Raw genomic sequence first — 23,637 nt, 5'->3', positions numbered from 1 at the left:
TATTATATAATTACTTACCAAAGTAGCGCTTTAGCAAACCAGAGAAGCCTGCTCCATGACGAGCCTCGTCTTTTGCCATCTCATGAACGGTGTCATGGATAGCATCGAAGCCCATTGCCTTGGCCTGCTTTGCCAGCTCAAACTTATCGGCACAAGCGCCTTCCTCTGCAGCGGCACGCTTCTCCAAATTAGTCTTGGTATCGAAGACCACTTCGCCCAGCAGTTCTGCAAAACGACTAGCATGATCAGCCTCCTCGAAAGCATAACGCTTGTAGGCTTCGGCAATTTCAGGATAACCTTCACGATCAGCCTGACGAGCCATGGCCAGATACATACCAACCTCGCTGCATTCTGCGTGATAGTTGTTGCGCAACTCATTAATCATTTCTTCGGGCACGCCCTCAATCTTACCATCACCCAGACGGTGAACAGTAGCATATGTCACTTCGCCGGCCTGCTCTTTTAACTCAGAGAACTTAGAAGCTGGTGCTTTACAAATAGGACACTTCTCGGGTGCTGACTCGCCTTCATAGATATATCCACAAACAGCGCATATAAATTTCTTCTTCATAAAATATAAATTTAGTTGGTTAGCATTTAAATCTATGTTGCAAAGATAAACATTATAATCAAAATCACAAAACAAAAAGCACTTTTTCTTTCTTTTTTTATTTCAACTTTCAACTCCTGTCTTTGGCACGGTATTTGCAAAGACTTGAGCAGACGTTAAATTAATTATATCATGCAAAAAGGTAACATCGGGGTTACGACAGAGAACATTTTCCCCGTCATCAAAAAGTTTCTCTATAGCGATCAGGAAATATTCCTTCGTGAGATGGTCAGCAATGCTGTTGACGCCACACAGAAGTTGAAGACACTTGCCGAAAAGGGTGAATACAAAGAAGAACTTGGCGACCTGACAGTTCGCGTGAACCTTGACACCGAGAAAGGTACTATTACCATTAGTGATCATGGTATCGGAATGACTGAGGAGGAGATCGACAAATATATCAACCAGATTGCTTTCTCGGGCGTCACCGAATTCCTGGAGAAGTATAAAGATAATGCCAACAACATCATCGGTCACTTCGGATTGGGTTTCTACTCTTCTTTCATGGTATCAAAGAAGGTAGAAATTATCACTAAGTCGTGGAAGGAAGGTTCAAAGGCCGTGAAATGGAGCTGCGATGGCAGTCCTGCCTACGAGATTGACGATGCCGAACGTGCAGATCATGGTTCAGACATTATCCTCTACATCGACGATGACAACAAGGACTTCCTTGAGAAGAACAAGTTGGAAGGTCTGCTGAACAAATACTGTAAGTTCCTGCCCATCCCAGTGGCTTTTGGAAAGAAGACCGAATGGAAAGACGGCAAGCAGGTTGACACTGACGAAGACAACATCATCAATAATGTAGAGCCTCTGTGGACAAAGACTCCATCTACGCTGAAAGACGAGGATTACAAGTCATTCTATCGCACACTCTACCCCATGCAGGACGAACCCTTGTTCTGGATCCACCTGAATGTTGACTACCCATTCAACCTGACAGGTATCCTTTACTTCCCCAAGGTCAAGAACAGTTTGGAACTTCAGAAGAACAAGATTCAGCTTTACTGCAACCAAGTATTTGTAACAGATCAGGTTGAAGGCATTGTACCTGAGTTCCTCACCCTGCTTCATGGTGTTATCGACTCGCCAGATATTCCTCTGAACGTGAGCCGTTCATACCTGCAGAGCGACCGTGAGGTAAAGAAGATTTCGACCTATATCACCAAGAAGGTTTCTGATAGACTTAAGGCTATCTTCAACGAAGACCGCAAGGCCTTTGAGGAGAAATGGGACAACCTCAAGATCTTTATCAACTACGGCATCCTTACCGAGGAGAACTTCTATGATCGTGCCAAAGACTTCTCTCTGTTTAAGGACAGCGAAGGCAAGTACTTCACCTTTGATGAATACAAGACCCTGATTGAGACTACACAGAAAGATAAGGACGGCAACCTGATTTATCTCTACGCCACCAATCTCAACGAGCAGTATTCATACATCAAGGCCGCACAAGACAAGGGCTACTCAGTGCTCTTGTTTGACGGACAGCTCGACGTTCCCTGCATCCAGACCCTGGAACAGAAATTCGAGAAGAGCCGCTTCACTCGTGTGGACGCAGACACCGTGGATCACCTGATTCAGAAAGACGACGCGCCCAAGTGCACTCTGGCAGACAACGAGCGTGACAATTTGACAGCCGTATTCCAGTCACAGATGCCAAAACTGGAGAAAGCAGAGTTCCTCGTAGAGGTCAACAGCCTGGGTGAGGAGCAGAGACCTGTAGTTATTACTCAAAACGAATGGATGCGACGCATGAAGGAAATGAGCCGTTATCAGAGTGGTATGAGTTTCTATGGTCAGATGCCAGACTCATTCAATCTGGTACTGAACAGCGATCATCGCCTTATCAAGGAGGTGCTCAACGAGGCACAATCTGCACTCTCCGCCGACCTCAATCCTATCGAGAGCGAGCTGAAAGGACAAGAAGCGCGTATGGCTGCACTCAATCAGAAAACTGAGAAGAAGAAGCCCGAAGAGATTACTCAGGAAGAAAAAGACGACAAGACCAAGACTCAGAGCACTATCGACGATCTGAAAAAGAAGAAAGAACAGCTTATCAGCGATTATGCTCAGAAGAACACCATCGTGCACCAGCTTATCGACTTGGCTTTGCTTCAGAATGGTATGCTGAAAGGCGAGTCGCTGGATAAGTTCCTGAAACGTAGCTTTGACTTGATAAAATAACAACTATCCCTATGTAAAAGCATAGCTTTTGCACCATAAAAGTGCCACTTTAGCATCGGAAAACAGTAACTTTTCCATGACTAAAGTGGCACTTTTCTGTAAGTCAGATAAATGCAGAGATGTTTTACCCCATTAATATGCATTGCATTTAATATGTTATAAACTCCAAAAAAGTAAATGATTAAACATTAGTTATCAAAAAAAAGTTGTAAATTTGCACCTTGTTTTATAAGAAGTAATCACATTATATCAAATAAAAATGAACAAAAACACTCTTACGGGATTTGCCCTTATTGCGGTTTTATTAGTTTTGTTTAACTGGTGGTCTCAACCCACTCAAGAAGAGATAGATGCCTATCAGAGACAGCAGGATAGCATTGCGCAAATACAGGCAAATGCAGAACAACAGAAAGAAGAAGCACTTAACGCTGCAAAAACAGAAGCCGTTGTCGATAGTGCTGCCCTGTTCTACAATGCCATGAATGGCAAGAACGAAGTTGTGACACTCAGCAACGACAAGGTGGTTCTGAGCTTCAACACCAAGGGAGGCTCGCTGGCAAGTGCCAAGATCTTGAACTTCGAAGATCGTGACAACAACGCCGACGTAACGCTCTTCACCAGCGAAGGACAGCAGATGAACTTTGTCATCGATGGTAAGGAAGACAATATCAACACACAAAACCTATACTTCACGGCTCATAAGGAAGGTGACCAGAAACTGGTGATGACTGCAGAGACCAACGACGGTGGACAATTGCAAATCAACTACGAGTTGGGACCTAACTATATGCTCCACATGTCTGTACAGGCTCAGAACATGAGCAAGCACTTCAGTTCTACACTGAAGGATATGACCATCCTATGGCAGGACTCATGCCGCCAGCAAGAAGCAGGTTTCATGTTCGAGAATCGCTACTCTACCCTAACCTACAAAGAGACAGAGGGTGATACTGACTATCTGAGCGAGACTTCAGAAGATGAAGAAACAACAGAAAAAGCACTCGATTGGATTGCATTCAAGAACCAGTTCTTCTCTGCTGTTCTCATTGCGAAAGATGATTTCCAGAAAGGCGCTCATCTGGTAAGCACCCCACAGGAGAAAGGTACTGGTTTCCTGAAGCACTATCAGGCAGAACTGACAACAAAGTTCGATCCCACGGGTCAGGAAGCTTCTGAGTTTGAGATGTATATCGGTCCTAACGATTTCCGTCTGATTCAGAGCGTCGAGGAGCAGAGCACATTCGGCAAAGACCTTGACCTCGAACAGCTTGTATATCTGGGATGGCCCCTCTTCCGCATCATCAACCGTTGGTTTACACTTTACGTATTCGACTTCCTCACCCAGTTTGGATTCAACATGGGTATCGTACTCATTCTCATTACTCTCTTGCTGAAGGCCATCACCTTCCCCATGGTAAAGAAGAGCTATCTCTCTAGCGCAAAGATGCGCGTGCTGAAACCCAAACTCGACGAAGCTACAAAGCAATACAACAAGCCAGAAGACCAGATGCAAAAGCAACAGGCCATGATGCAGCTCTACGCACAGTATGGTGTTTCTCCTCTTGGAGGTTGCCTGCCCATGCTTATTCAGATGCCTATCTGGATTGCAATGTTCAACTTCGTGCCTAATGCCATCCAGCTGCGTCGCAAGTCTTTCTTGTGGATCAACGATCTGTCAACCTACGACCCCATCGTAGAATGGGGAACCCACATATGGGGCATTGGCGATCATCTCTCGCTGACATGTATCCTTTTCTGCGTATCAAATATCCTTTATAGCTATATGACCATGCGTCAGCAGCGCGATCAGATGGTAGGTCAGCAGGCCGAGCAGATGAAGATGATGCAATGGATGATGTACCTCATGCCACTCATGTTCTTCTTCATGTTCAACGACTACTCTGCAGGTCTGAACTTCTACTACTTCATCTCTCTGTTCTTCTCTGCAGCCATCATGTGGACACTGCGCAAGACAACTGACGATGCCAAACTGCTGGCTATCCTTGAAGCACGCTATAAGGAGAACAAGAACAATCCCAAGAAGCAAAGCGGACTGGCTGCCCGCCTGGAGGCTATGCAGAAACAGGCCGAGGAATTGCAGCGTCAACGTCAGAACGGATATAAGAAATAAACCATAAACACATTCACAAACAAATGAAGATTGGATTTGACAATGAGAAGTATCTGAAGATACAATCAGAGCATATTCGTGAGCGAATAGCACAGTTTAACGGCAAACTATATCTGGAGTTAGGTGGCAAACTGTTTGACGACCACCACGCTTCTCGCGTATTGCCAGGATTCAAGCCCGATTCAAAACTGCGCATGTTTGCTCAACTGCGCGACCAACTGGAGATTGTTATTGTGGTCAGCGCAGAAGACATCGAGAAGAACAAGGTACGTGCCGACCTCGGCATCACCTACGATGAGGATGTGCTCCGTCTTCGCGAAGAGTTTATGAATCGCGACTTCATGGTAGGCTCTGTCGTCATCACACACTACAATGGTCAGAAGGCTGCCGACCAGTTCCGTCATCGACTGGAACGAATGGGCATCAAATCGTACGTTCACTATCTTATCGATGGCTATCCCCACAACGTGGAACTCATTGCCAGCGATGAAGGTTTCGGCAAGAACGATTATGTGGAGACCTCACGCGAACTGGTCATCGTCACAGCACCAGGACCTGGTTCTGGTAAAATGGCCGTTTGTCTCTCTCAGCTTTACAACGAGAACAAGCGTGGTGTACGTGCCGGTTATGCTAAGTTCGAGACATTCCCCGTGTGGAACCTGCCTTTGAAGCACCCCGTCAACATTGCCTATGAGGCTGCCACGGCCGACCTGAACGATGTTAACATGATCGACCCATTCCATCTGGATGCCTACGACAAGATTGCTATCAACTACAATCGCGACATCGAAATCTTCCCTGTGCTGAATGCATTGTTCGAAGGTATTTATGGTGAGAACCCCTATAAGTCGCCCACCGATATGGGTGTCAACATGGTTGGCTTCTGCATCAGCGACGATGAGGTTTGCTGTCAGGCCAGCCGCGACGAAATCATTCGCCGTTACTATGATGCCACCAATAAGATGGCCGATGGTATCGACAACGAACGCGAGGTCAACAAGATTCTCATGCTGTTCAACCAGGCGAAGATCACTACCGCATATCGCCGCGTGACGGTTGCTGCCGCAGCCAAACAGGAGCTGACCGAGCAGACCGCCGCAGCTATGGAACTGGAAGATGGAACCATCATTACGGCAAAGTCAAGTCCTCTTCTGGGATGTAGCGCAGCATTGTTGCTGAATGCCATGAAGCATCTGGCTGGTATCGGCCACGAGGTAAAACTGATTCCTCAGAGTCTCATCGAGCCTGTGCAGAAGACCAAGATTGAATATCTGGGAGGCAAAAACCCACGTCTGCATACCGACGAGGTCCTCGTGGCACTCTCTGTGTTGTCGCCCGACGACGACAACTGCCGCAAGGCACTCGAGCAACTGCCACAGCTACGTGGCTGTCAGGTTCACAGCACCGTGATGCTCAGCGAGGTTGACCGCAAGATATTCAAGAAACTCGGCTGTGGACTCACCTGCGACCCTGTTAGAAAGAAATAAAAAAACAGTCAACACCATACGACCAAATCTGATAGAGTATGAAGCATATACTAACAACTGCCGCAGCAGTCATGATGCTGACAGCTTGTGGCACACAGAAAGACAACGACCAAGTGAACATCCAAAAGCAGACAATCCAGTTGGAAAACGACCAAATGACCCCAGAAGCACTCTGGGCCATGAGTCGAATTGGTAGCTATCAGGCTTCGCCCGATGGTAAACATATCGTATTCCAGATGGGTTATTATAGTGTAGAAGAGAACAAGAGTCATCAAGTTCTTTGGATGATGAATGCCGACGGCTCAGAACAAAAGCAGCTCACCGAAGATGCTGATAATGAGACTGACGCTCAGTGGCTCGACAATGAGACTATTGCCTTCCTGAAAGGTGGCGAAGTATGGAAAATGGACCTCAAAGGTTCTAGTCGCAAGCAACTCTCTAACACTGAAGGAAAGGCAGAGGGCTTCCAGTTCTCGCCCGACCACAAAAGAGTCATCGTTCTGGAGAGCATTCCCTTCAACGAGATTATCAAAGAGAAGCCTGCCGACCTGCCCAAAACCACAGGTCGCGTGGTTACCGACCTCATGTACCGTCACTGGGATCACTATGTAGAAAGCATTCAGCATCCCTTTGTTTTCAACGTAAACGACAACCTCACAATTACCAACGAAGGTAAGGATATCCTCGAAGGCGAACCCTACGAGTGTCCTATGGAACCTTTCGGCGGAATGGAACAGTTGGCTTGGAGCCCCGATTCTAAGTTCATCGCTTTCACTTGTCGCACAAAGACAGGCATCAGCTATAGCATCTCTACGGATAGCGACATCTTCCTTTACGACGTGGAGAGTGCCGACTTAGACAAGACAATTAATCTGTGTAAAGGTAGTGAGTTTGGAGTAGTGTCAGATGGCGGATATGTAGGTTCTCCTGACGGAATCTGCAATCCCACAAAATCACTGAAGAATCAGTATATCAACCAGCATGCTGACGTAAAAGACAGCAACGTGGGCTATGATATCAACCCCAAATTCTCGCCCGACGGACGCTATGTAGCTTGGCTTTCAATGAAGCGCGATGGCTATGAGAGCGATCGCAACCGCCTTTGCGTATGCGATCTCAGCATCGTTGCCAAAGACCGTCATGCCAACGCCAAGACCTTCGTCACAGAGTCGTTCGATTCTAGCGTTGACGATTTCTGTTGGGCTCCTGACTCACGTACATTATATTATATAGGTGTATGGCACGCCACCGAGAATCTCTATCGCACCAACGTTCAAGGTGAGGTTACTCAGCTGAGTAAAGACTGGGCCGACTTTGGTTCGCTGCAGATGCTGAACGACAAGCAGATTCTGGCCGAGCGTCACTCTTATCTGGAGCCTGCCGACCTCTATACCGTAACTCCTGGTGATAGCATCAGCGACACAAAGATTACTCAGATTACCGAGGTCAACAAGGAGATTCTTGACCAACTGGGCAAGCCTTCTGTAGAACAATACTGGGTGAAGACCACCGATGGTAAGGAGATGCTCACATGGGTTATCCTGCCTCCTCATTTCGACAAAAACAAGAAGTACCCCACCCTGCTCTTCTGCGAAGGCGGTCCCCAGAGTCCAGTATCTCAGTTCTGGAGCTATCGCTGGAACTTCTTTATCATGGCCTCTCAGGGATATGTTGTTGTTGCTCCTAATCGTCGCGGACTGCCTGGCTTCGGACAGGAATGGCTCGAAGAGATTAGTGGCGACTGGACTGGTCAGTGTATGAACGACTATCTGTCTGCTATCGACTTTGCCTGCGACAGTCTGTCGTATGTTGATCGCGACCGTCTTGGCGCTGTAGGTGCTTCGTTTGGTGGTTTCTCTGTTTACTACCTGGCTGGTCATCACGACAAGCGCTTCAAGTGTTTCATTGCCCACGATGGAGCTTTCAACCTCGAGGCTATGTACACCGAGACCGAAGAAAACTGGTTCTCTAACTGGGAGTATGACGATGCTTACTGGAACAAAGACCAGTCGCCTCGCGCTAAGAAAACCTACGAGAACTCTCCCCATCGTTTCGTAGATAAGTGGGATACACCTATTCTTGTCATCCATGGTGAGAAAGACTATCGCATCAATGCCACACAGGGTATGAGTGCCTTCAATGCAGCTCGCATGCGCGGTATCGAAGCCGAACTGCTCATCTTCCCTGACGAGAACCATTGGGTACTGAAACCTCAGAACGGCATTCTGTGGCAGCGCACCTACTTCGAGTGGCTGGATAAATGGTTGAAAAAATAAATTATAAACATATGACACAAACAATTCAAAAGACTCTACGCGACAGTGCTGCCATGCGCTGGACCGCTTTGCTTCTCTTGGCACTGGCTATGTTCTGTGCCTACATTTTCATGGATATCCTCTCTCCCATCAAGGACCTGATGCAAGAGACCCGTGGGTGGGACTCTACCGCCTTCGGTACGATGCAAGGCTCTGAGGTGTTCCTCAACGTGTTTGCCTTCTTCCTCATCTTTGCCGGTATCATTCTCGACAAGATGGGTGTTCGTTTCACCATGCTTCTCTCTACTGTTGTCATGCTCGTTGGTGCCATCGTCAAGTGGTACGCCGTAAGCGAAGCATTCGCTGGGAGTGCTTTGGAGACTTGGTTTAACAACAACCTGAACTACATTCCTCTCTTCGACGAACTGGGTGTCAGCCCCTTCTATGAGGGTATGCCCGCCTCGGCTAAGTTTGCCGCCTGCGGCTTCATGATTTTCGGTTGCGGTTGCGAGATGGCCGGCATCACTGTCAGTCGTGGTATCGTGAAGTGGTTCAAAGGCCGCGAGATGGCACTGGCTATGGGTTCAGAGATGGCTTTGGCTCGTCTGGGTGTAGCCACCTGTATGATCTTCTCGCCCTTCTTTGCCCGTTTGGGTGGCGAAGTGAGCGTCAGCCGTTCGGTAGCTTTCGGCGTTGTACTGATGTGTATTGCCGTCATCATGACGATTGTTTATTTCGTGATGGACCAGAAGCTCGATGCACAGACCGGTGAAGCTGAAGAAAAAGATGACCCCTTCAAGATCAGTGACCTGGGCAAGATTCTGACCGATAGCGGTTTCTGGATTGTAGCCCTGCTTTGCGTACTTTACTATTCAGCTATCTTCCCCTTCCAGAAATATGCCGTCAACATGTTGCAGTGCAACCTGACCCTCACTCAGCCAGAGGCCGGTTCTTTCTGGGCTAGTGAGTCAGTTACTATCTGGCAGTATGTCATCATGCTGGTGGTTGCAGCCGCCGGTTTTGCCAGCAACTTCCAGAAAGACAAGACCCGCCGCTACTGTCTGCTGTGTCTTTCTATCGTATCACTCGTCATTTACTGCTACATGGGCTTCATGCGCCAAACCGCAGAGAGCATCTTCGCTGTGTTCCCCCTGCTGGCCGTGCTCATCACGCCCATCCTGGGTAGCTATCTCGATCACAAAGGAAAAGCAGTCAGCATGCTCGTACTGGGCTCACTGCTGCTGATTGGTTGTCACCTCACCTTCGCCTTTGTTCTGCCTCTCTTCAAAGGCAGTGCCGTTGGTGGTGTGATTATCGCCTATGCCACCATTCTGGTGCTGGGTGCTTCTTTCTCACTGGTTCCCGCCTCATTGTGGCCCTCAGTGCCCAAGTTGGTTGATGCCAAGGTCATCGGTTCTGCCTATGCGCTGATTTTCTGGATTCAGAACATCGGTTTGTGGCTATTCCCCATGCTCATCGGTAAGGTGCTCGACGCCACTAACCCCGAGGGAGTCAGTGCTACAGAGCTCGACTATACTGCTCCGCTCATCATGTTGGCTTCTTTAGGTGTTGCAGCCCTCTTGCTGGGTATTCTTCTAAAGGCTGTTGACAAGAAGAAGAATCTGGGTCTTGAGGAGCCAAACATCAAAGAGTAATTTCACTATCATACAATATAAAAGGAGGAGCCATCCAACACAGGATGACTCCTCCTTTTATAATGTTATAAAGTTACTTCTATTCTTTATCCAGCAAAATCTTCATCATCTCGACAGCGGCTTTAGCCACAGAAGTACCTGGACCGAAGATAGCTGCCACACCAGCCTTATAGAGGAAGTCGTAGTCCTGAGCGGGTATCACACCACCGGCAATCACCATGATGTCCTCACGACCCAGCTTCTTCAGTTCCTCTATGAGCTGAGGTATCAGCGTCTTATGGCCGGCAGCCAATGAAGAGGCACCTACCACATGAACATCGTTCTCTACCGCCTCACGGGCAGCCTCAGCAGGTGTCTGGAACAATGGCCCCATATCCACATCGAAACCACAATCGGCATAACCTGTTGCCACTACCTTTGCACCACGGTCGTGACCATCCTGTCCCATCTTGGCAATGAAGATACGAGGACGGCGACCCTCCTTCTCTGCGAACTCATCTGTCAGTTTGCAAGCCAACTCGAAGTCGCTATCATTCTTTGATTCTGAACTATACACGCCTGAAATTGTTCTGATTACTGCTTTATAACGACCTACGATTTCCTCGCAGGCATCTGAAATCTCGCCCAATGTGCATCGCAACTGGGCAGCCTTGACAGCCAAGTCGAGCAAGTTATTCTCGCTTTTTCGTCCCTCATTAAAGTCGCGCACACACTCCGTGATAGCCTTGAGTGCAGCCTGACAAGCAGCCTCATCACGCTTACTGCGCACCTCTTTCAGGTTCTCCTCCTGCTGCTTGCGTACAGCGGTATTATCAACCTCGAGGATATCGATAGGATCTTCATGTTCCAAACGATACTTGTTGGTGCCAACGATGGTCTGCACACCACTATCAATACGAGCTTGTGTACGGGCTGCAGCCTCCTCGATACGCATCTTAGGCAGACCAGTCTCGATGGCCTTAGCCATACCACCTAGTTTCTCAATCTCCTGGATATGTTCCCAAGCCTTATGAACCAACTCATTAGTCAGTGTCTCAACATAGTAAGAACCTGCCCATGGGTCAATCTGCTTGCAGACCTTCGTCTCGTTCTGGATGTAGATCTGAGTATTACGAGCGATACGAGCAGAGAAGTCGGTAGGCAGTGCGATCGCCTCATCAAGAGCATTGGTGTGGAGTGACTGGGTGTGACCCAAGACGGCTGCCATCGCCTCGATACAAGTACGACCTACGTTATTGAAGGGATCCTGCTCAGTAAGACTCCAACCAGAAGTTTGCGAGTGGGTACGGAGAGCCAAAGACTTAGGATTCTTGGCGCCAAAGCTCTTCACAATCTTAGCCCACAGCAGTCGGCCAGCACGCATCTTGGCAATCTCCATGAAGTGGTTCATACCGATAGCCCAGAAGAAGCTGAGTCGGGGGGCAAAAGCGTCCACATCGATACCTGCATTCACACCCGTGCGCAGATAGTCCATACCATCAGCCAAAGTATATGCCAATTCGATATCGGCTGTAGCGCCAGCCTCCTGCATGTGATAGCCTGAGATAGAGATACTATTGAATTTAGGCATCTTCTGCGAAGTATATTCGAAGATATCAGCAATAATCTTCATTGAGAATGCAGGTGGATAGATATAGGTGTTGCGCACCATGAACTCCTTCAAGATATCGTTCTGGATTGTTCCTGCCATCTCTTCGAGTTGAGCGCCTTGTTCCAATCCAGCTACAATGTAGAATGCCAGGATGGGCAGCACGGCGCCATTCATGGTCATCGACACCGACATCTTATTCAAAGGAATACCAGAGAACAGCACCTTCATATTCTCCTCGTTGCAGATACTTACACCAGCCTTACCCACATCGCCCACTACACGAGCGTTATCGGGGTCGTAGCCACGGTGTGTAGGCAGGTCGAAGGCCACAGAAAGACCTTTCTGACCCGAGGCCAGGTTGCGACGATAGAAAGCATTCGACTCCTCAGCAGTTGAGAATCCGGCATACTGACGGATGGTCCAAGGTTTGAAGGGGTACATCATCGAATACGGGCCACGCAGATACGGTGGGATACCTGCCGTAAAGTCGAGGTGCTCCATACCCTCCAAGTCTTCCTTCGTATAAACCGGGCGCACCTCAATATGCTCAGGCGTCTTCCAGTTGGCCTCTATATGATTATCTTTAATCCACTTGGCACCATCTTGAGCCTTGATGCCATCGTATATATGTACTTTGCTAAAATCTTTTCTCATAATCGGACCCCCTCCCCGCTCCCCCTCAAGGGGGAGAGTAGAATGTTTGTGGGGAGGATTCTACATTATATTATTATTTTATATGTTTATCCCAGTAACCACTCCCTCCCTACAGGGAGGGTTGGAGAGGGTCTTTTAGATTCCTAACTTTTGATTATACTCCTTAAGTGTCTCGAGCACGTTACACTTCACATGAACGAAGTTTTCGATGCCAGCGGCCTTCAGGTCCTCCATGCAAGCAGGAGCACCAGCCACCACAAACATAGCACGACCATTCAGATACTTGAAGGCAGGAATAGCATACTCGGCATACTCATCGTCGCTCGAGCAGATAACCACGATGTCAGCCTTAGCCTTCAGCGCAGCATCAACACCCTCTTCTACCGTCTTGAAGCCCAGATTGTCAATTACCTTATAGCCAGCACATGCCAGGAAGTTGCAAGAGAACTGAGCACGAGCCTGACGCATGGCCAGATTACCTATAGTCAACATAAAGGCAGTTGGCACCTTGGTTTCCTCAGTATGGATACGCAGGTCCTCGAAGTCAGCAGCTAAACGAGTGGATTCTATCGTCTTGAAAGCAATAGTATCTTCACCATGATGGTGCACGCCACCACAACCGCAATGATGTTCGTAGGCCTTCTTACCCTCGCTCTTCTCTGTGAAGTTCGGGAACTGATTGGTACCCAGCAAGAACTCCTTGCGCTTGGCAGCATCGCCATGGCGCTTCACATTGGTAGCATTGATGTCATCCTGGATAGTTCCTGCCTTGATGGCAGCCAGGAAGCCGCCCTCCTCTTCCACCTTCAGGAATATTTTCCAAGCCTCCTGAGCCAATGCATCAGTGAGATGTTCTATATAGTAAGAACCGGCTGATGGGTCAACGATACGATCGAAGTGGCTTTCCTCTTTGATGAGCAACTGCTGGTTGCGAGCAATACGCTCTGAGAAATCGGTAGCCTCCTCGTAAGGCGCATCAAACGGTGTTACCACCATCGAGTGTACACTACCCAGCGCAGCACTCATAGCCTCTGTCTGCGAACGCAACAGGTTCACATAACTATCAAACAAGGTCTGATTATATGTAGAAGTGGTCGCATTGATAATCATCTTGCAGGCGCAATCGCACTGAGGCTCATACTGCTTCACAATCTGAGCCCACAGCAGACGGGCGGCACGAAACTTGGCAATCTCCATGAAGTAGTTCTCGCTGACACCCATATTAAACTTGATGCTCTTGGCTGCCGTATCCACATCCACACCTGCATCGGTGAGCTGCTGCAGATACTCGTTACCCCAGGCTAGTGCATAGCCCAACTCCTGAACGATGTAAGCACCGGCATTGTTGAGCGTGTCGCTATGAACCACTACGCCTCGGAAATTCGGATATTCCTTGAGCGACTCGGCCAACTTGGGGCCAAAAGCCAATACAGGTGATACATCCTTGCCTTTAAGCAACATCTTCTTCATGGGATCCCATTCTATAGAACCCACAATTTTATCCTTATCGTAGCCCGTCTTCTGCCAATAGGTTTTTAGGATCTCGGCCAACTCAAGGGAATGACGCTGACAAGTCGAGAAGTTCACCTCTATGACATCGCAATAGATACCATCGAGCAAAGTCTTGACGGTTTCCATCGACACAAGACGGCCAGGAATATGGAATCCCAACGAATCCACGCCTTTGTTCAACACATCGAGAGCTTTAGCATTTGCGGCCTTTGGGTCGCTAGCCTCGATGTTCTGACGTACATACCACTCGTTAGAGTCCTTCTTGTTTCCACGAACAAATGGGAATTCACCAGGTAGAGAGTCTACGGCCTTGAGGTCTTTCAGGTCCTCTCGACGATAGAACGGCTGAACACTAAAGCCTTCATTCGTTCTCCATACGAGTCGCTTCTGGAAGTCGGCACCTTTCAGGTCCACTTCGATCTTATCCAACCACTCTTGTGTGGTTGGAGCCGTAAACTCGGTAAAGAGTTTTTCTTTGACGTTAGACATAGTTTTATTTTAATGTTTGTAGTATTATATAAGTTTCTAGGTGGCAAAGATAATTAAAATATTACATTCCGCAAAAAATAACGATAATTATTTCACAATAACCTCAACTTCAATCCTGTTCCCTGATTTCTCATCACGCGAACCCACTCATCGTCGTGATTGGGGTTGCAGAACTCGCTGAGATAGAGAGCTACATGCCCCATGGTGCACCTAAGATTGACCTCTACACAAGGATGCAGTTTCAATCCCGCCTCACCATCATTGACAATCATCATGTCGATGCCCAATGGTCCTTCGTAGTCGGTTCCCAGCAGCTGCTCCAGGGCCATGATAGCCTTGTCTTTGACTTCGTGCAAGTGCTTTTCTGTCACATATCGACAGATCATCTGCTCTTTAGTCTTCTCAGTGGCCAGAATGTTGCCGGTATAGGCACCATTGGCAGTATCGAACAGCGAAAGTCCACAGTAGGTCACCTTACCCGCGATGCATTCAAATTCCATGGCGAAATCCTTCACCTTATTATAATATGGTTCTGCCATCACGCTGCCCTGGTTTTTCAGCACATTGTTCAACCACCCTTCTTGGTTGGCATTCCACGCTGCGTCCTTGAAGAACCTAACACCTCGCCCGCTGCTGCTCCAAGGTGCCTTGATGACTATAGAGCCATGAGCCTGTTGCCAACTGCGCAAAGCATTGCTATCAAAAAACTCATGAGCCTGTCCCAGCGTACTGTCAGTTTGCATCAAAGGCAGCATCCTGGCTGTGAGTCGTCGATGCGACAATTGTCTCACCTTCTCTATATCATCCATAGAAAGAAGCACGGTCTCCGGGATTCCGTTTTTGGCCAGCATACTCCTGACAGTCAGATCCCATCCCCAGGGTTCTACCCTGCTCACACCTGTCAGCGAAGCCAACTCACGCTTCGTCACGAACTGAGGCTTTGACAGATGTTCGCATTGCATACCCATGCGTTTCACATAAGTATTAAACACCTGAAAATTCTTCTCAGCCTCTCGCACATCATCTACCAAGACGACGTCGTCTGCTTCGGCCCAGAGAGCAGGCAGATAGCCCAACTCGTAGCGCAGTTGCCTACCGGCATGAGGCGAAGTAAAATTTTCAAGATTGGCAGCAAGGGCGATATCGTGTTCGGGATTAAATATATGTAGTGTCATCTCCTGTTATTTTTTTGCCGACAAAGATACTAAAAAAAACACGAACACTCTTGCTTTATTCAGAAATATTCTCTACTTTTGCAATACCTAAACATATTTATTACCTCTAAATTAATCTATGTTATGAACATTCCTTATGCTTTTTGGTTAGTGCCTGCTGCATCTGTCGCAGCGCTTGGTATGGCTTATTTCTTCTTCAGGTCGATGATGAAAGCCGACGAGGGTACAGCACGTATGAAAGAGATTGCCGCCTACGTTCGCGACGGAGCTATGGCTTATCTGAAACAACAGTATAAAGTTGTTACAATTGTCTTCGTCATCCTGGCTCTCATCTTCTCAGTGATGGCCTATGGCTTTGGCGTGCAGAATCCATGGGTACCGTTTGCTTTCCTGACTGGTGGTTTCTTTAGCGGACTGGCAGGCTTCTTCGGTATGAAAACAGCGACCTATGCCTCGGCCCGCACAGCCAATGCCGCACGCAAGAGCCTGGACGGCGGCCTGAAGATTGCTTTCCGCTCTGGCGCCGTGATGGGTCTGACAGTAGTAGGACTGGGATTGCTCGACATTGCCATCTGGTTTCTCATATTGAATGCCTTCGACCCTGAAGGACTTATCTCTATCACCACCACCATGCTGACCTTCGGTATGGGTGCTTCTACGCAGGCGCTCTTTGCTCGTGTGGGTGGTGGTATCTATACAAAGGCTGCCGATGTGGGTGCCGACATTGTGGGAAAGGTGGAAGCCGACATCCCCGAGGATGACCCGCGTAATCCTGCTACCATTGCCGATAACGTAGGCGACAACGTGGGCGATGTGGCAGGTATGGGTGCCGACCTCTATGAGTCGTATTGTGGCAGTATCCTTTCTACCGCAGCCCTTGGTGCCGTGGCTTTCGCTATGGTTCCCGAGATGCAGCTCAAGGCTGTCATCGCACCTATGCTGATAGCATCCGTAGGCGTGTTCCTGTCTATCCTGGGCATCTACCTGGTTCGCACGAAGGAAGGTGCCACCATGAAGAACCTGCTTCACTCTTTGTCTGTAGGAACCAACGTGTCGGCTCTGCTCATCGCCATTGCCACGTTTGGCATTCTCTACGCCCTGCAGATAGACAACTGGCTGGGGCTCTCGTTCTCCGTCATCACGGGTCTGGCTGCTGGTGTCATCATCGGACAGGCTACCGAATACTACACATCTCATAGTTACAAGCCCACGCAGAAGATTTCCGAGGCTGGTCTGACTGGTTCTGCTACCGTGATTATCAAGGGTATCGGCACAGGCATGATGTCAACCTGCATTCCTGTGGTAACCATTGGCGTAGCCATCATGCTGAGTTACTTGTTTGCCAACGGATTCGTCATCGACCTGAAGGCTGAGGCGCTCTCTCAGGGTCTTTACGGTATTGGTATCGCTGCCGTGGGTATGCTCTCTACGCTTGGTATTACATTGGCTACCGATGCCTACGGACCTATTGCCGACAATGCAGGTGGTAATGCCGAGATGAGCGAACTGGGTGAAGAGGTGCGCCATCGTACTGATGCGCTCGACGCGCTGGGCAACACGACAGCTGCTACAGGTAAGGGCTTCGCTATCGGTTCTGCAGCTCTCACGGCACTGGCTCTGCTCGCCTCTTATATAGAAGAGGTGAAGATAGCGATGCATCGTTCTGGTGACTTCATCGTGAATCTGGCTGGCGACGAGATTGACGCTATCAACGCCACCATCCCCGACTTCATGAACTTCTTCCAGGTGAACCTCATGAACCCGCGCGTACTCGTGGGAGCCTTCATCGGCGCTATGGCTGCCTTCCTGTTCTGCGGACTCACGATGGAGGCTGTGGGACGTGCTGCCCAGAAGATGGTGGAGGAGGTGCGTCGCCAGTTCCGCGAGATTAAGGGCATCCTGGAAGGTACAGGCACACCTGACTATGGCTCTTGCGTGGAGATTTCCACCCGTGCTGCTCAGCACGAGATGATCGTTCCTTCGCTCTTGGCCATCGCCATTCCTATCGTGGTAGGCATCGTGCTTGGCATCGCTGGTGTGATGGGCTTGCTCGTGGGCGGACTCTCCTGTGGCTTCACCCTCGCCATCTTCATGGCTAATGCGGGTGGTGCCTGGGACAATGCCAAGAAGATGGTAGAGGAAGGAAATTTCGGCGGCAAGGGCTCTTTTGCTCACAAGGCCACCATCGTAGGCGACACCGTTGGCGATCCGTTCAAAGACACCTCTGGTCCTTCGCTGAACATCCTCATCAAACTCATGTCGATGGTCAGCATCGTGATGGCAGGACTTACAGTCGTATTCTCTTAACTTTTATTTATTCATAAAAACAACAAAACAAGTAATGAAAAAGATTTTAAGCATTTTCACGTTCCTGCTTTGTGCAGCAGTACCCACAACCACGTTCACTAGCTGTGACGAGGATGACGTCAAGACCATCATCGACATCGTCGATATGATTTTCTTCCAGAACTCCAACGAGCTGGCTGGTACAGCCTGGCAGTCGCCTGACAAGTCTTTCGCTCTGGTCTTCGAAGCTGATGGTTCTGGCGCACTCTACATTTACAGCACAGAAGAAACTACCGAGTTCACTTATGCTATCACAACAAGCGGAAACGCCAATGTGCTTACCCTGACCTATGGAGACAGCTCTCAGGAGCAATTCACCGTTAGCGGATACGAGGAAGGAAAATCACTTTCGCTCACCGATGCTAAAGGCAGCACCGTTACCTATTCTTATATAGACTTGAGCGAGAACTAAAATCTCGAAAAATGCTCCGCTTTGGCGGTGTCAAACCAGTACTTTGGCGGTACTAAACAGGTACTTTAGCGGTACCAAACAACAGGTTTCCCGTAACTATTCCTTAGGGGGGATAGCAGCGAGAGACCTGTTTTTTAACTGCAAAAATTGTTTAACGAGGTATTTTTTTGTAATCTCTGCTTTGCAAATTAAATAATTCTTTGTAACTTTGCCCGCGTTTTGAAACTATAACTGTTTGGAATGGAAGCTTTCTTTAGAACACATAAGTACTTGGTTGAGCATGTCAATGCCCCAGTTCGTCGTACGTTGATGGACGAGATTAACTGGAACGATCGCATGATTGGCATTAAGGGTACACGTGGCATTGGCAAAACTACATTCCTGCTCCAATATGCCAAGGAGCACTTTGATGTGCAAGACCGCCAATGTCTGTACATCAACATGAACAACTTCTACTTTCAAGGACGAGGCATTGCCGACTTTGCTGGCGACTTTTACTATCACGGAGGTCGCGTGCTGCTGATAGATCAGGTCTTCAAACAGGACAACTGGTCGCAGGAGCTGCGCAAGTGCTATGACCTGTATCCTGGTCTTAAGATTGTGTTCACGGGCAGTAGCGTGATGCGCCTGAAGGACGAGAATCCTGAACTGAACGGCATCGTGAAGTCATACAACCTGCGCGGTTTCTCGTTTCGCGAGTTCATCAATCTACTGACAGGCAATAATTTCCGTCCATATACACTCGAAGAGATACTCAGCGACCACGAGCGTATCATCAAACAGATACTACCAAAAGTTTCGCCCAACCGCTATTTCAACGACTATATCCACCACGGTTTCTATCCATTCTTCCAGGAACAGCGCAATTACTCTGAGAACCTGCTGAAGACCATGAACATGATGACCGAGGTAGATATTCTGCTCATCAAGCAGATAGAGCTGAAATACCTGACAAAGATTAAAAAACTGTTCTACCAGTTGGCCGAAGAGGGCCCCAAGGCTCCCAACGTGTCGAAGCTGGCTCAAGACATAGAAACCAGCCGTGCCACCGTGATGAATTACATCAAGTATCTCACCGATGCACGTCTGCTCAACATGATTTACCCCATCGGAGAGGACTTCCCCAAAAAGCCCTCCAAGGTGATGCTTCACAATTCCAACTTGCTCTATGCCATCTACCCCATTCACGTAGAGAAGCAAGACGCAATGGAAACCTTCTTTGTGAACTCGCTCTGGAAGGATCACAAGGTGAATCAAAGCACACGCGACAACTTCTATCTCATCGACGAGAAGCTGAAGTTTAAAGTCTGCAACGCCGAGACATCCAGCAAGATGAGGTACACCCCCGACACAATATACGCTAGATACAATACTGAAATAGGAAAGGATAATCAAATCCCGCTATGGTTGCTGGGATTCCTCTACTAGACAGCAAAAAAACATATCATTTTTATATTCTATTCTAAACAAATGGCTAAAGAAAAGAAGTTTATCACCTGTGATGGTAACGAGGCTGCAGCTCACGTGAGCTACATGTTCTCGGAGGTAGCTGCTATCTACCCCATCACCCCGTCTTCGCCTATGGCGGAGCATGTTGACGAGTGGGCTGCCCGTGGTCGTAAGAACCTGTGGGGCCAGAACGTCTCAGTTCAGGAAATGCAGTCAGAGGCTGGTGCTGCCGGTGCCGTTCACGGTTCGCTGCAGGCTGGTGCTCTCACCACTACATTCACCGCATCTCAGGGCTTGCTCCTGATGATTCCTAACATGTACAAGATTGCCGGTGAGCTGATTCCTTGCGTATTCGACGTTTCTGCCCGTACGCTGGCTTCACACTCTCTGTGTATCTTTGGCGACCACCAGGACGTAATGGCTTGCCGTCAGACCGGTTTTGCTATGTTCTGCTCAGGTTCAGTTCAGGAGGTTATGGACCTTACCGCTGTTCCTCACCTGGCTACCCTCGAGACTATGGTTCCATTCGTAAACTTCTTCGATGGTTTCCGTACCTCTCACGAGTATCACAAGATTGAGATGATGGACATGGAGGATATCCGTCCTCTGGTTAAGGAAGAGTACATCAAGCGTTTCCGCGATCGTGCTATGAGCCCTGAGCGTCCTATCACTCGTGGTACTGCCGAGAACCCCGAGACCTTCTTCACACACCGTGAGGCTTGTAACCCATACTACGATTCAGTTCCCGAAGTAGTAGAGAAGTACCTGGGCGAGATTTCAAAGATCACTGGTCGTGAGTACCACCTGTTCTCATACTACGGAGCCGAGGATGCCGACCGCATGATCATCCTCATGGGTTCGGCTACCGATGCTGCACGTGAGGCTATCGACTACCTGAACGCAAATGGTCAGAAGGTTGGTATGATCTCTGTTCACCTGTATCGTCCATTCTCAGTTAAGCACCTGCTGGCTGCTGTTCCTAAGACCGTTAAGAAGATTGCCGTTCTGGATCGTACTAAGGAGCCAGGCGCTAACGGCGAGCCTCTGTACCTCGACGTGAAGGATGCTTTCTACGATGTTCAGGATCGTCCTGTTATCGTTGGCGGTCGCTACGGTCTTGGTAGCCGCGACACCACACCTGCTCAGATCATCAGCGTGTTCAACAACCTCGCTATGCCCGAGCCCAAGAACCACTTCACCGTTGGTATCGTAGATGACGTCACCTTCACCTCTCTGCCTGAGGTTGAGGAGATTGCACTCGGTGGAAAGGGCATGTTCCAGGCTAAGTTCTACGGTCTGGGTGCCGATGGTACCGTAGGTGCTAACAAGAACTCAGTTAAGATTATTGGCGACAACACCGACAAGTACTGCCAGGCTTACTTCTCTTACGACTCTAAGAAGTCGGGAGGTTTCACCTGCTCTCACCTGCGTTTCGGTGATACACCTATCCGCTCTACCTACCTGGTAACCACACCTAACTTCGTGGCTTGCCACGTTCAGGCTTACCTCCACATGTACGACGTAACTCGTGGTCTGCAGAAGAATGGTCAGTTCCTGCTGAACACCATCTTCGACGCCGACGAGCTCGAGAAGTTCATGCCTAACAAGGTAAAGCGCTACTTCGCACAGAACAACATTACTGTTTATACCATCAACGCTACTAAGATTGCACAGGAGATTGGTTTGGGCAACCGTACCAACACTATCCTGCAGAGTGCATTCTTCCGCATCACCGGCGTTATCCCCGTTGAGCTCGCTGTTGAGAAGATGAAGGCTGCCGCCCTGAAGTCTTACGGCGCTAAGGGTCAGGACGTTGTTGATAAGAACTATGCCGCTATCGATCGTGGTGGTGAGTATGTTCAGCTCACAGTTAAGCCTGAGTGGGCTAACCTGCCTGATGATGAGGTTAAGGCCGACGACGCTCCCGCATTCGTTAAGGAGCTGGTTCGTCCTATCAACGCTCAGGCCGGTGACCTGCTGAAGGTTTCTGACTTCGTTAAGCACAACACCGTTGATGGTTCTTGGGAGGTTGGTACAGCCGCTTACGAGAAGCGTGGTGTTGAGGCCTTCGTTCCTGTATGGAACAAGGACAACTGTATCCAGTGTAACCAGTGTGCTTACATCTGTCCTCACGCAGCTATCCGTCCATTCGTTCTCGACGACGAGGAACTGAAGGGCTTCGCTGCTGCTGATGACACTATCGAGATGAAGGCACCTGCTGCCATGAAGGGCATGCACTTCCGCATCGAGACATCTGTACTCGACTGTCTGGGTTGCGGTAACTGTGCTGATATCTGCCCAGGCAATCCTAAGACTGGTAAGGCTCTCACCATGGCTCCATTCAATCCTGATGCTGCCGATATGGTTCAGGAGGCTAAGAACTGGGAGTACCTGGTTAAGAACGTCAAGAGCAAGCAGAACCTCGTTGACATCAAGAGTAACGTTAAGAACTCACAGTTCGCTCAGCCTCTGTTCGAGTTCTCAGGCGCATGCTCTGGTTGCGGTGAGACTCCATACGTTAAGCTGATTTCTCAGCTGTTTGGTGATCGTCAGATGATTGCCAACGCTACTGGATGTTCTTCAATCTACTCTGCTTCTATTCCTTCTACACCTTATACCAAGAACGAGAAGGGTCAGGGTCCTGTATTCAACAACTCTCTGTTCGAGGACTTCTGCGAGTTCGGTCTGGGTATGGCTCTCGGTAACAAGAAGATGAAGGAGCGCGTTGCTAAGCTGCTGGCTGAAGCTTGCGAGAAGTGCGACGTAACTCCTGAGTACAAGGCTCTGGCCGAGGAGTGGATTGCCAACAAGGATGATGCCGACAAGACCAAGGAGATTGCTCCAAAGTTGCGCGCAGAGATTGCTGCTTGCGCCGCTAAGGGTTGCGAGATTTGCAAGGAGCTCCAGACTCTGGATCACTACCTGGTTAAGCGCTCACAGTGGATCATCGGTGGTGACGGTGCTTCTTACGATATCGGTTACGGTGGTCTCGACCACGTGATTGCTTCTGGCGAGGATGTAAACATCCTGGTACTCGATACCGAAGTTTACTCTAACACCGGTGGTCAGGCTTCTAAGGCTACTCCTCTTGGTGCTATCGCTCAGTTCGCTGCTCAGGGTAAGCGCATCCGCAAGAAGGATCTGGGTATGATTGCCACAACCTACGGTTATGTATATGTAGCTCAGATTGCTATGGGCGCCGACCACGCACAGACCCTCAAGGCCATCCGCGAGGCTGAGGCATGGCACGGACCTTCAATCATCATCGCCTATGCTCCATGTATCAACCACGGCTTGAAGGCCAAGGGCGGTATGGGTAAGAGCCAGGCCGAGGAGAAGAAGGCTGTTGAGTGCGGTTACTGGCACCTGTGGCGTTTCAACCCAGCTCTGGCAGAGGAAGGCAAGAACCCATTCTCACTCGACTCTAAGGAGCCCAACTGGGAGAACTTCCACGACTTCCTGCTCGGCGAGGTTCGCTACCTGTCAGTTAAGAAGGCTTATCCTAACGAGGCCGAAGAGCTCTTCGCTGAGGCTCAGAAGATGGCCCAGCTCCGCTACAAGACTTACATCCGCAAGTCTCAGGAAGATTGGACTGAGTAAGAGCAATGATAAGCTCGCTTAATCATTGCCGAGCGAAGATTCAATCTCGACGAAGTCAAAATTGGGAAGACTAAGAAAAAGTGT

The 23,637-nt window shown here is 49.0% G+C and carries 13 protein-coding genes; 9 read left to right on the top strand and 4 right to left on the bottom strand.

What is annotated here, in order from left to right:
- Positions 1–10: 10 nt before the first annotated feature.
- Positions 11–571, bottom strand: coding sequence for an NADH peroxidase (locus tag T433_RS0113225; protein ID WP_027449708.1), 561 nt, complete (start codon positions 569–571; stop codon positions 11–13).
- A gap of 171 nt (positions 572–742) precedes the next feature.
- On the opposite strand from T433_RS0113225, the gene htpG reads away from it, so the two are divergent.
- The 5 genes from htpG (at position 743) to T433_RS0113200 (ending at position 10,325) form a co-directional block, all read left to right on the top strand.
- The gene (htpG, locus tag T433_RS0113220) at positions 743–2,797 is read left to right on the top strand and encodes a molecular chaperone HtpG (RefSeq protein WP_027456130.1); all 2,055 of its coding nucleotides are present in this window, start codon (positions 743–745) and stop codon (positions 2,795–2,797) included.
- A gap of 259 nt (positions 2,798–3,056) precedes the next feature.
- Positions 3,057–4,928, top strand: a complete 1,872-nt coding sequence (yidC, locus tag T433_RS0113215; protein WP_027456129.1) for a membrane protein insertase YidC — start codon at positions 3,057–3,059, stop codon at positions 4,926–4,928.
- A gap of 23 nt (positions 4,929–4,951) precedes the next feature.
- Positions 4,952–6,415 (top strand): DUF1846 domain-containing protein, encoded by a 1,464-nt coding sequence (locus tag T433_RS0113210; protein ID WP_027456128.1) that lies wholly within the window; start codon positions 4,952–4,954, stop codon positions 6,413–6,415.
- Between the two features lie 38 nt (positions 6,416–6,453).
- On the top strand, positions 6,454–8,691 hold the full coding sequence (gene dpp5, locus T433_RS0113205; protein WP_027456127.1) for a dipeptidyl-peptidase Dpp5: 2,238 nt from the start codon (positions 6,454–6,456) through the stop codon (positions 8,689–8,691).
- Positions 8,692–8,702: 11 nt separating this feature from the next.
- Positions 8,703–10,325 (top strand): MFS transporter, encoded by a 1,623-nt coding sequence (locus T433_RS0113200; RefSeq protein WP_027449703.1) that lies wholly within the window; start codon positions 8,703–8,705, stop codon positions 10,323–10,325.
- A 79-nt stretch (positions 10,326–10,404) separates the two neighbouring features.
- Here T433_RS0113200 and scpA read toward each other — a convergent pair whose 3' ends face one another.
- From scpA to T433_RS0113185, 3 genes are all read right to left on the bottom strand, one after another.
- Positions 10,405–12,570 (bottom strand): methylmalonyl-CoA mutase, encoded by a 2,166-nt coding sequence (scpA, locus tag T433_RS0113195; RefSeq protein WP_027456126.1) that lies wholly within the window; start codon positions 12,568–12,570, stop codon positions 10,405–10,407.
- Positions 12,571–12,705: 135 nt separating this feature from the next.
- A complete protein-coding gene (gene mutA / locus T433_RS0113190; RefSeq protein WP_027456125.1) occupies positions 12,706–14,571 on the bottom strand; it encodes a methylmalonyl-CoA mutase small subunit in 1,866 nt (621 codons plus the stop codon).
- Between the two features lie 92 nt (positions 14,572–14,663).
- Positions 14,664–15,746: a hypothetical protein gene (locus T433_RS0113185; RefSeq protein ID WP_027456124.1), complete on the bottom strand. Its 1,083-nt coding sequence runs from the start codon at positions 15,744–15,746 to the stop codon at positions 14,664–14,666.
- A gap of 123 nt (positions 15,747–15,869) precedes the next feature.
- Here T433_RS0113185 and T433_RS0113180 point away from each other — a divergent pair, with 123 nt between their 5' ends.
- From T433_RS0113180 to nifJ, 4 genes are all read left to right on the top strand, one after another.
- On the top strand, positions 15,870–18,053 hold the full coding sequence (locus T433_RS0113180) for a sodium-translocating pyrophosphatase (protein ID WP_027456123.1): 2,184 nt from the start codon (positions 15,870–15,872) through the stop codon (positions 18,051–18,053).
- 34 nt (positions 18,054–18,087) lie between these two features.
- Entirely contained in the window at positions 18,088–18,504 is a 417-nt protein-coding gene (locus T433_RS0113175) for a hypothetical protein (protein ID WP_027456122.1), read from the top strand.
- A 240-nt stretch (positions 18,505–18,744) separates the two neighbouring features.
- A complete protein-coding gene (locus T433_RS0113170; protein ID WP_027456121.1) occupies positions 18,745–19,932 on the top strand; it encodes an ATP-binding protein in 1,188 nt (395 codons plus the stop codon).
- Positions 19,933–19,974: 42 nt separating this feature from the next.
- Entirely contained in the window at positions 19,975–23,553 is a 3,579-nt protein-coding gene (gene nifJ, locus T433_RS0113165) for a pyruvate:ferredoxin (flavodoxin) oxidoreductase (protein ID WP_027456120.1), read from the top strand.
- The last annotated feature ends 84 nt before the right edge of the window (positions 23,554–23,637 follow it).

It is taken from the genome of Xylanibacter brevis ATCC 19188 (assembly GCF_000621725.1).
Lineage (GTDB): Bacteria > Bacteroidota > Bacteroidia > Bacteroidales > Bacteroidaceae > Prevotella > Prevotella brevis.
The sequence above is the reverse complement of the archived record's forward strand: the minus strand, read 5'-3'. Positions and strand labels throughout refer to the sequence as shown.

Excerpts from the sequence above, each read along its gene's own strand:
- T433_RS0113225 (WP_027449708.1), bottom strand. The coding sequence starts at position 571 with ATGAAGAAGAAATTTATATGCGCTGTTTGTGGATATATCTATGAAGGC.
- htpG (WP_027456130.1), top strand. The coding sequence starts at position 743 with ATGCAAAAAGGTAACATCGGGGTTACGACAGAGAACATTTTCCCCGTC.
- yidC (WP_027456129.1), top strand. The coding sequence starts at position 3,057 with ATGAACAAAAACACTCTTACGGGATTTGCCCTTATTGCGGTTTTATTA.
- T433_RS0113210 (WP_027456128.1), top strand. The coding sequence starts at position 4,952 with ATGAAGATTGGATTTGACAATGAGAAGTATCTGAAGATACAATCAGAG.
- dpp5 (WP_027456127.1), top strand. The coding sequence starts at position 6,454 with ATGAAGCATATACTAACAACTGCCGCAGCAGTCATGATGCTGACAGCT.
- T433_RS0113200 (WP_027449703.1), top strand. The coding sequence starts at position 8,703 with ATGACACAAACAATTCAAAAGACTCTACGCGACAGTGCTGCCATGCGC.
- scpA (WP_027456126.1), bottom strand. The coding sequence starts at position 12,570 with ATGAGAAAAGATTTTAGCAAAGTACATATATACGATGGCATCAAGGCT.
- mutA (WP_027456125.1), bottom strand. The coding sequence starts at position 14,571 with ATGTCTAACGTCAAAGAAAAACTCTTTACCGAGTTTACGGCTCCAACC.
- T433_RS0113185 (WP_027456124.1), bottom strand. The coding sequence starts at position 15,746 with ATGACACTACATATATTTAATCCCGAACACGATATCGCCCTTGCTGCC.
- T433_RS0113180 (WP_027456123.1), top strand. The coding sequence starts at position 15,870 with ATGAACATTCCTTATGCTTTTTGGTTAGTGCCTGCTGCATCTGTCGCA.
- T433_RS0113175 (WP_027456122.1), top strand. The coding sequence starts at position 18,088 with ATGAAAAAGATTTTAAGCATTTTCACGTTCCTGCTTTGTGCAGCAGTA.
- T433_RS0113170 (WP_027456121.1), top strand. The coding sequence starts at position 18,745 with ATGGAAGCTTTCTTTAGAACACATAAGTACTTGGTTGAGCATGTCAAT.
- nifJ (WP_027456120.1), top strand. The coding sequence starts at position 19,975 with ATGGCTAAAGAAAAGAAGTTTATCACCTGTGATGGTAACGAGGCTGCA.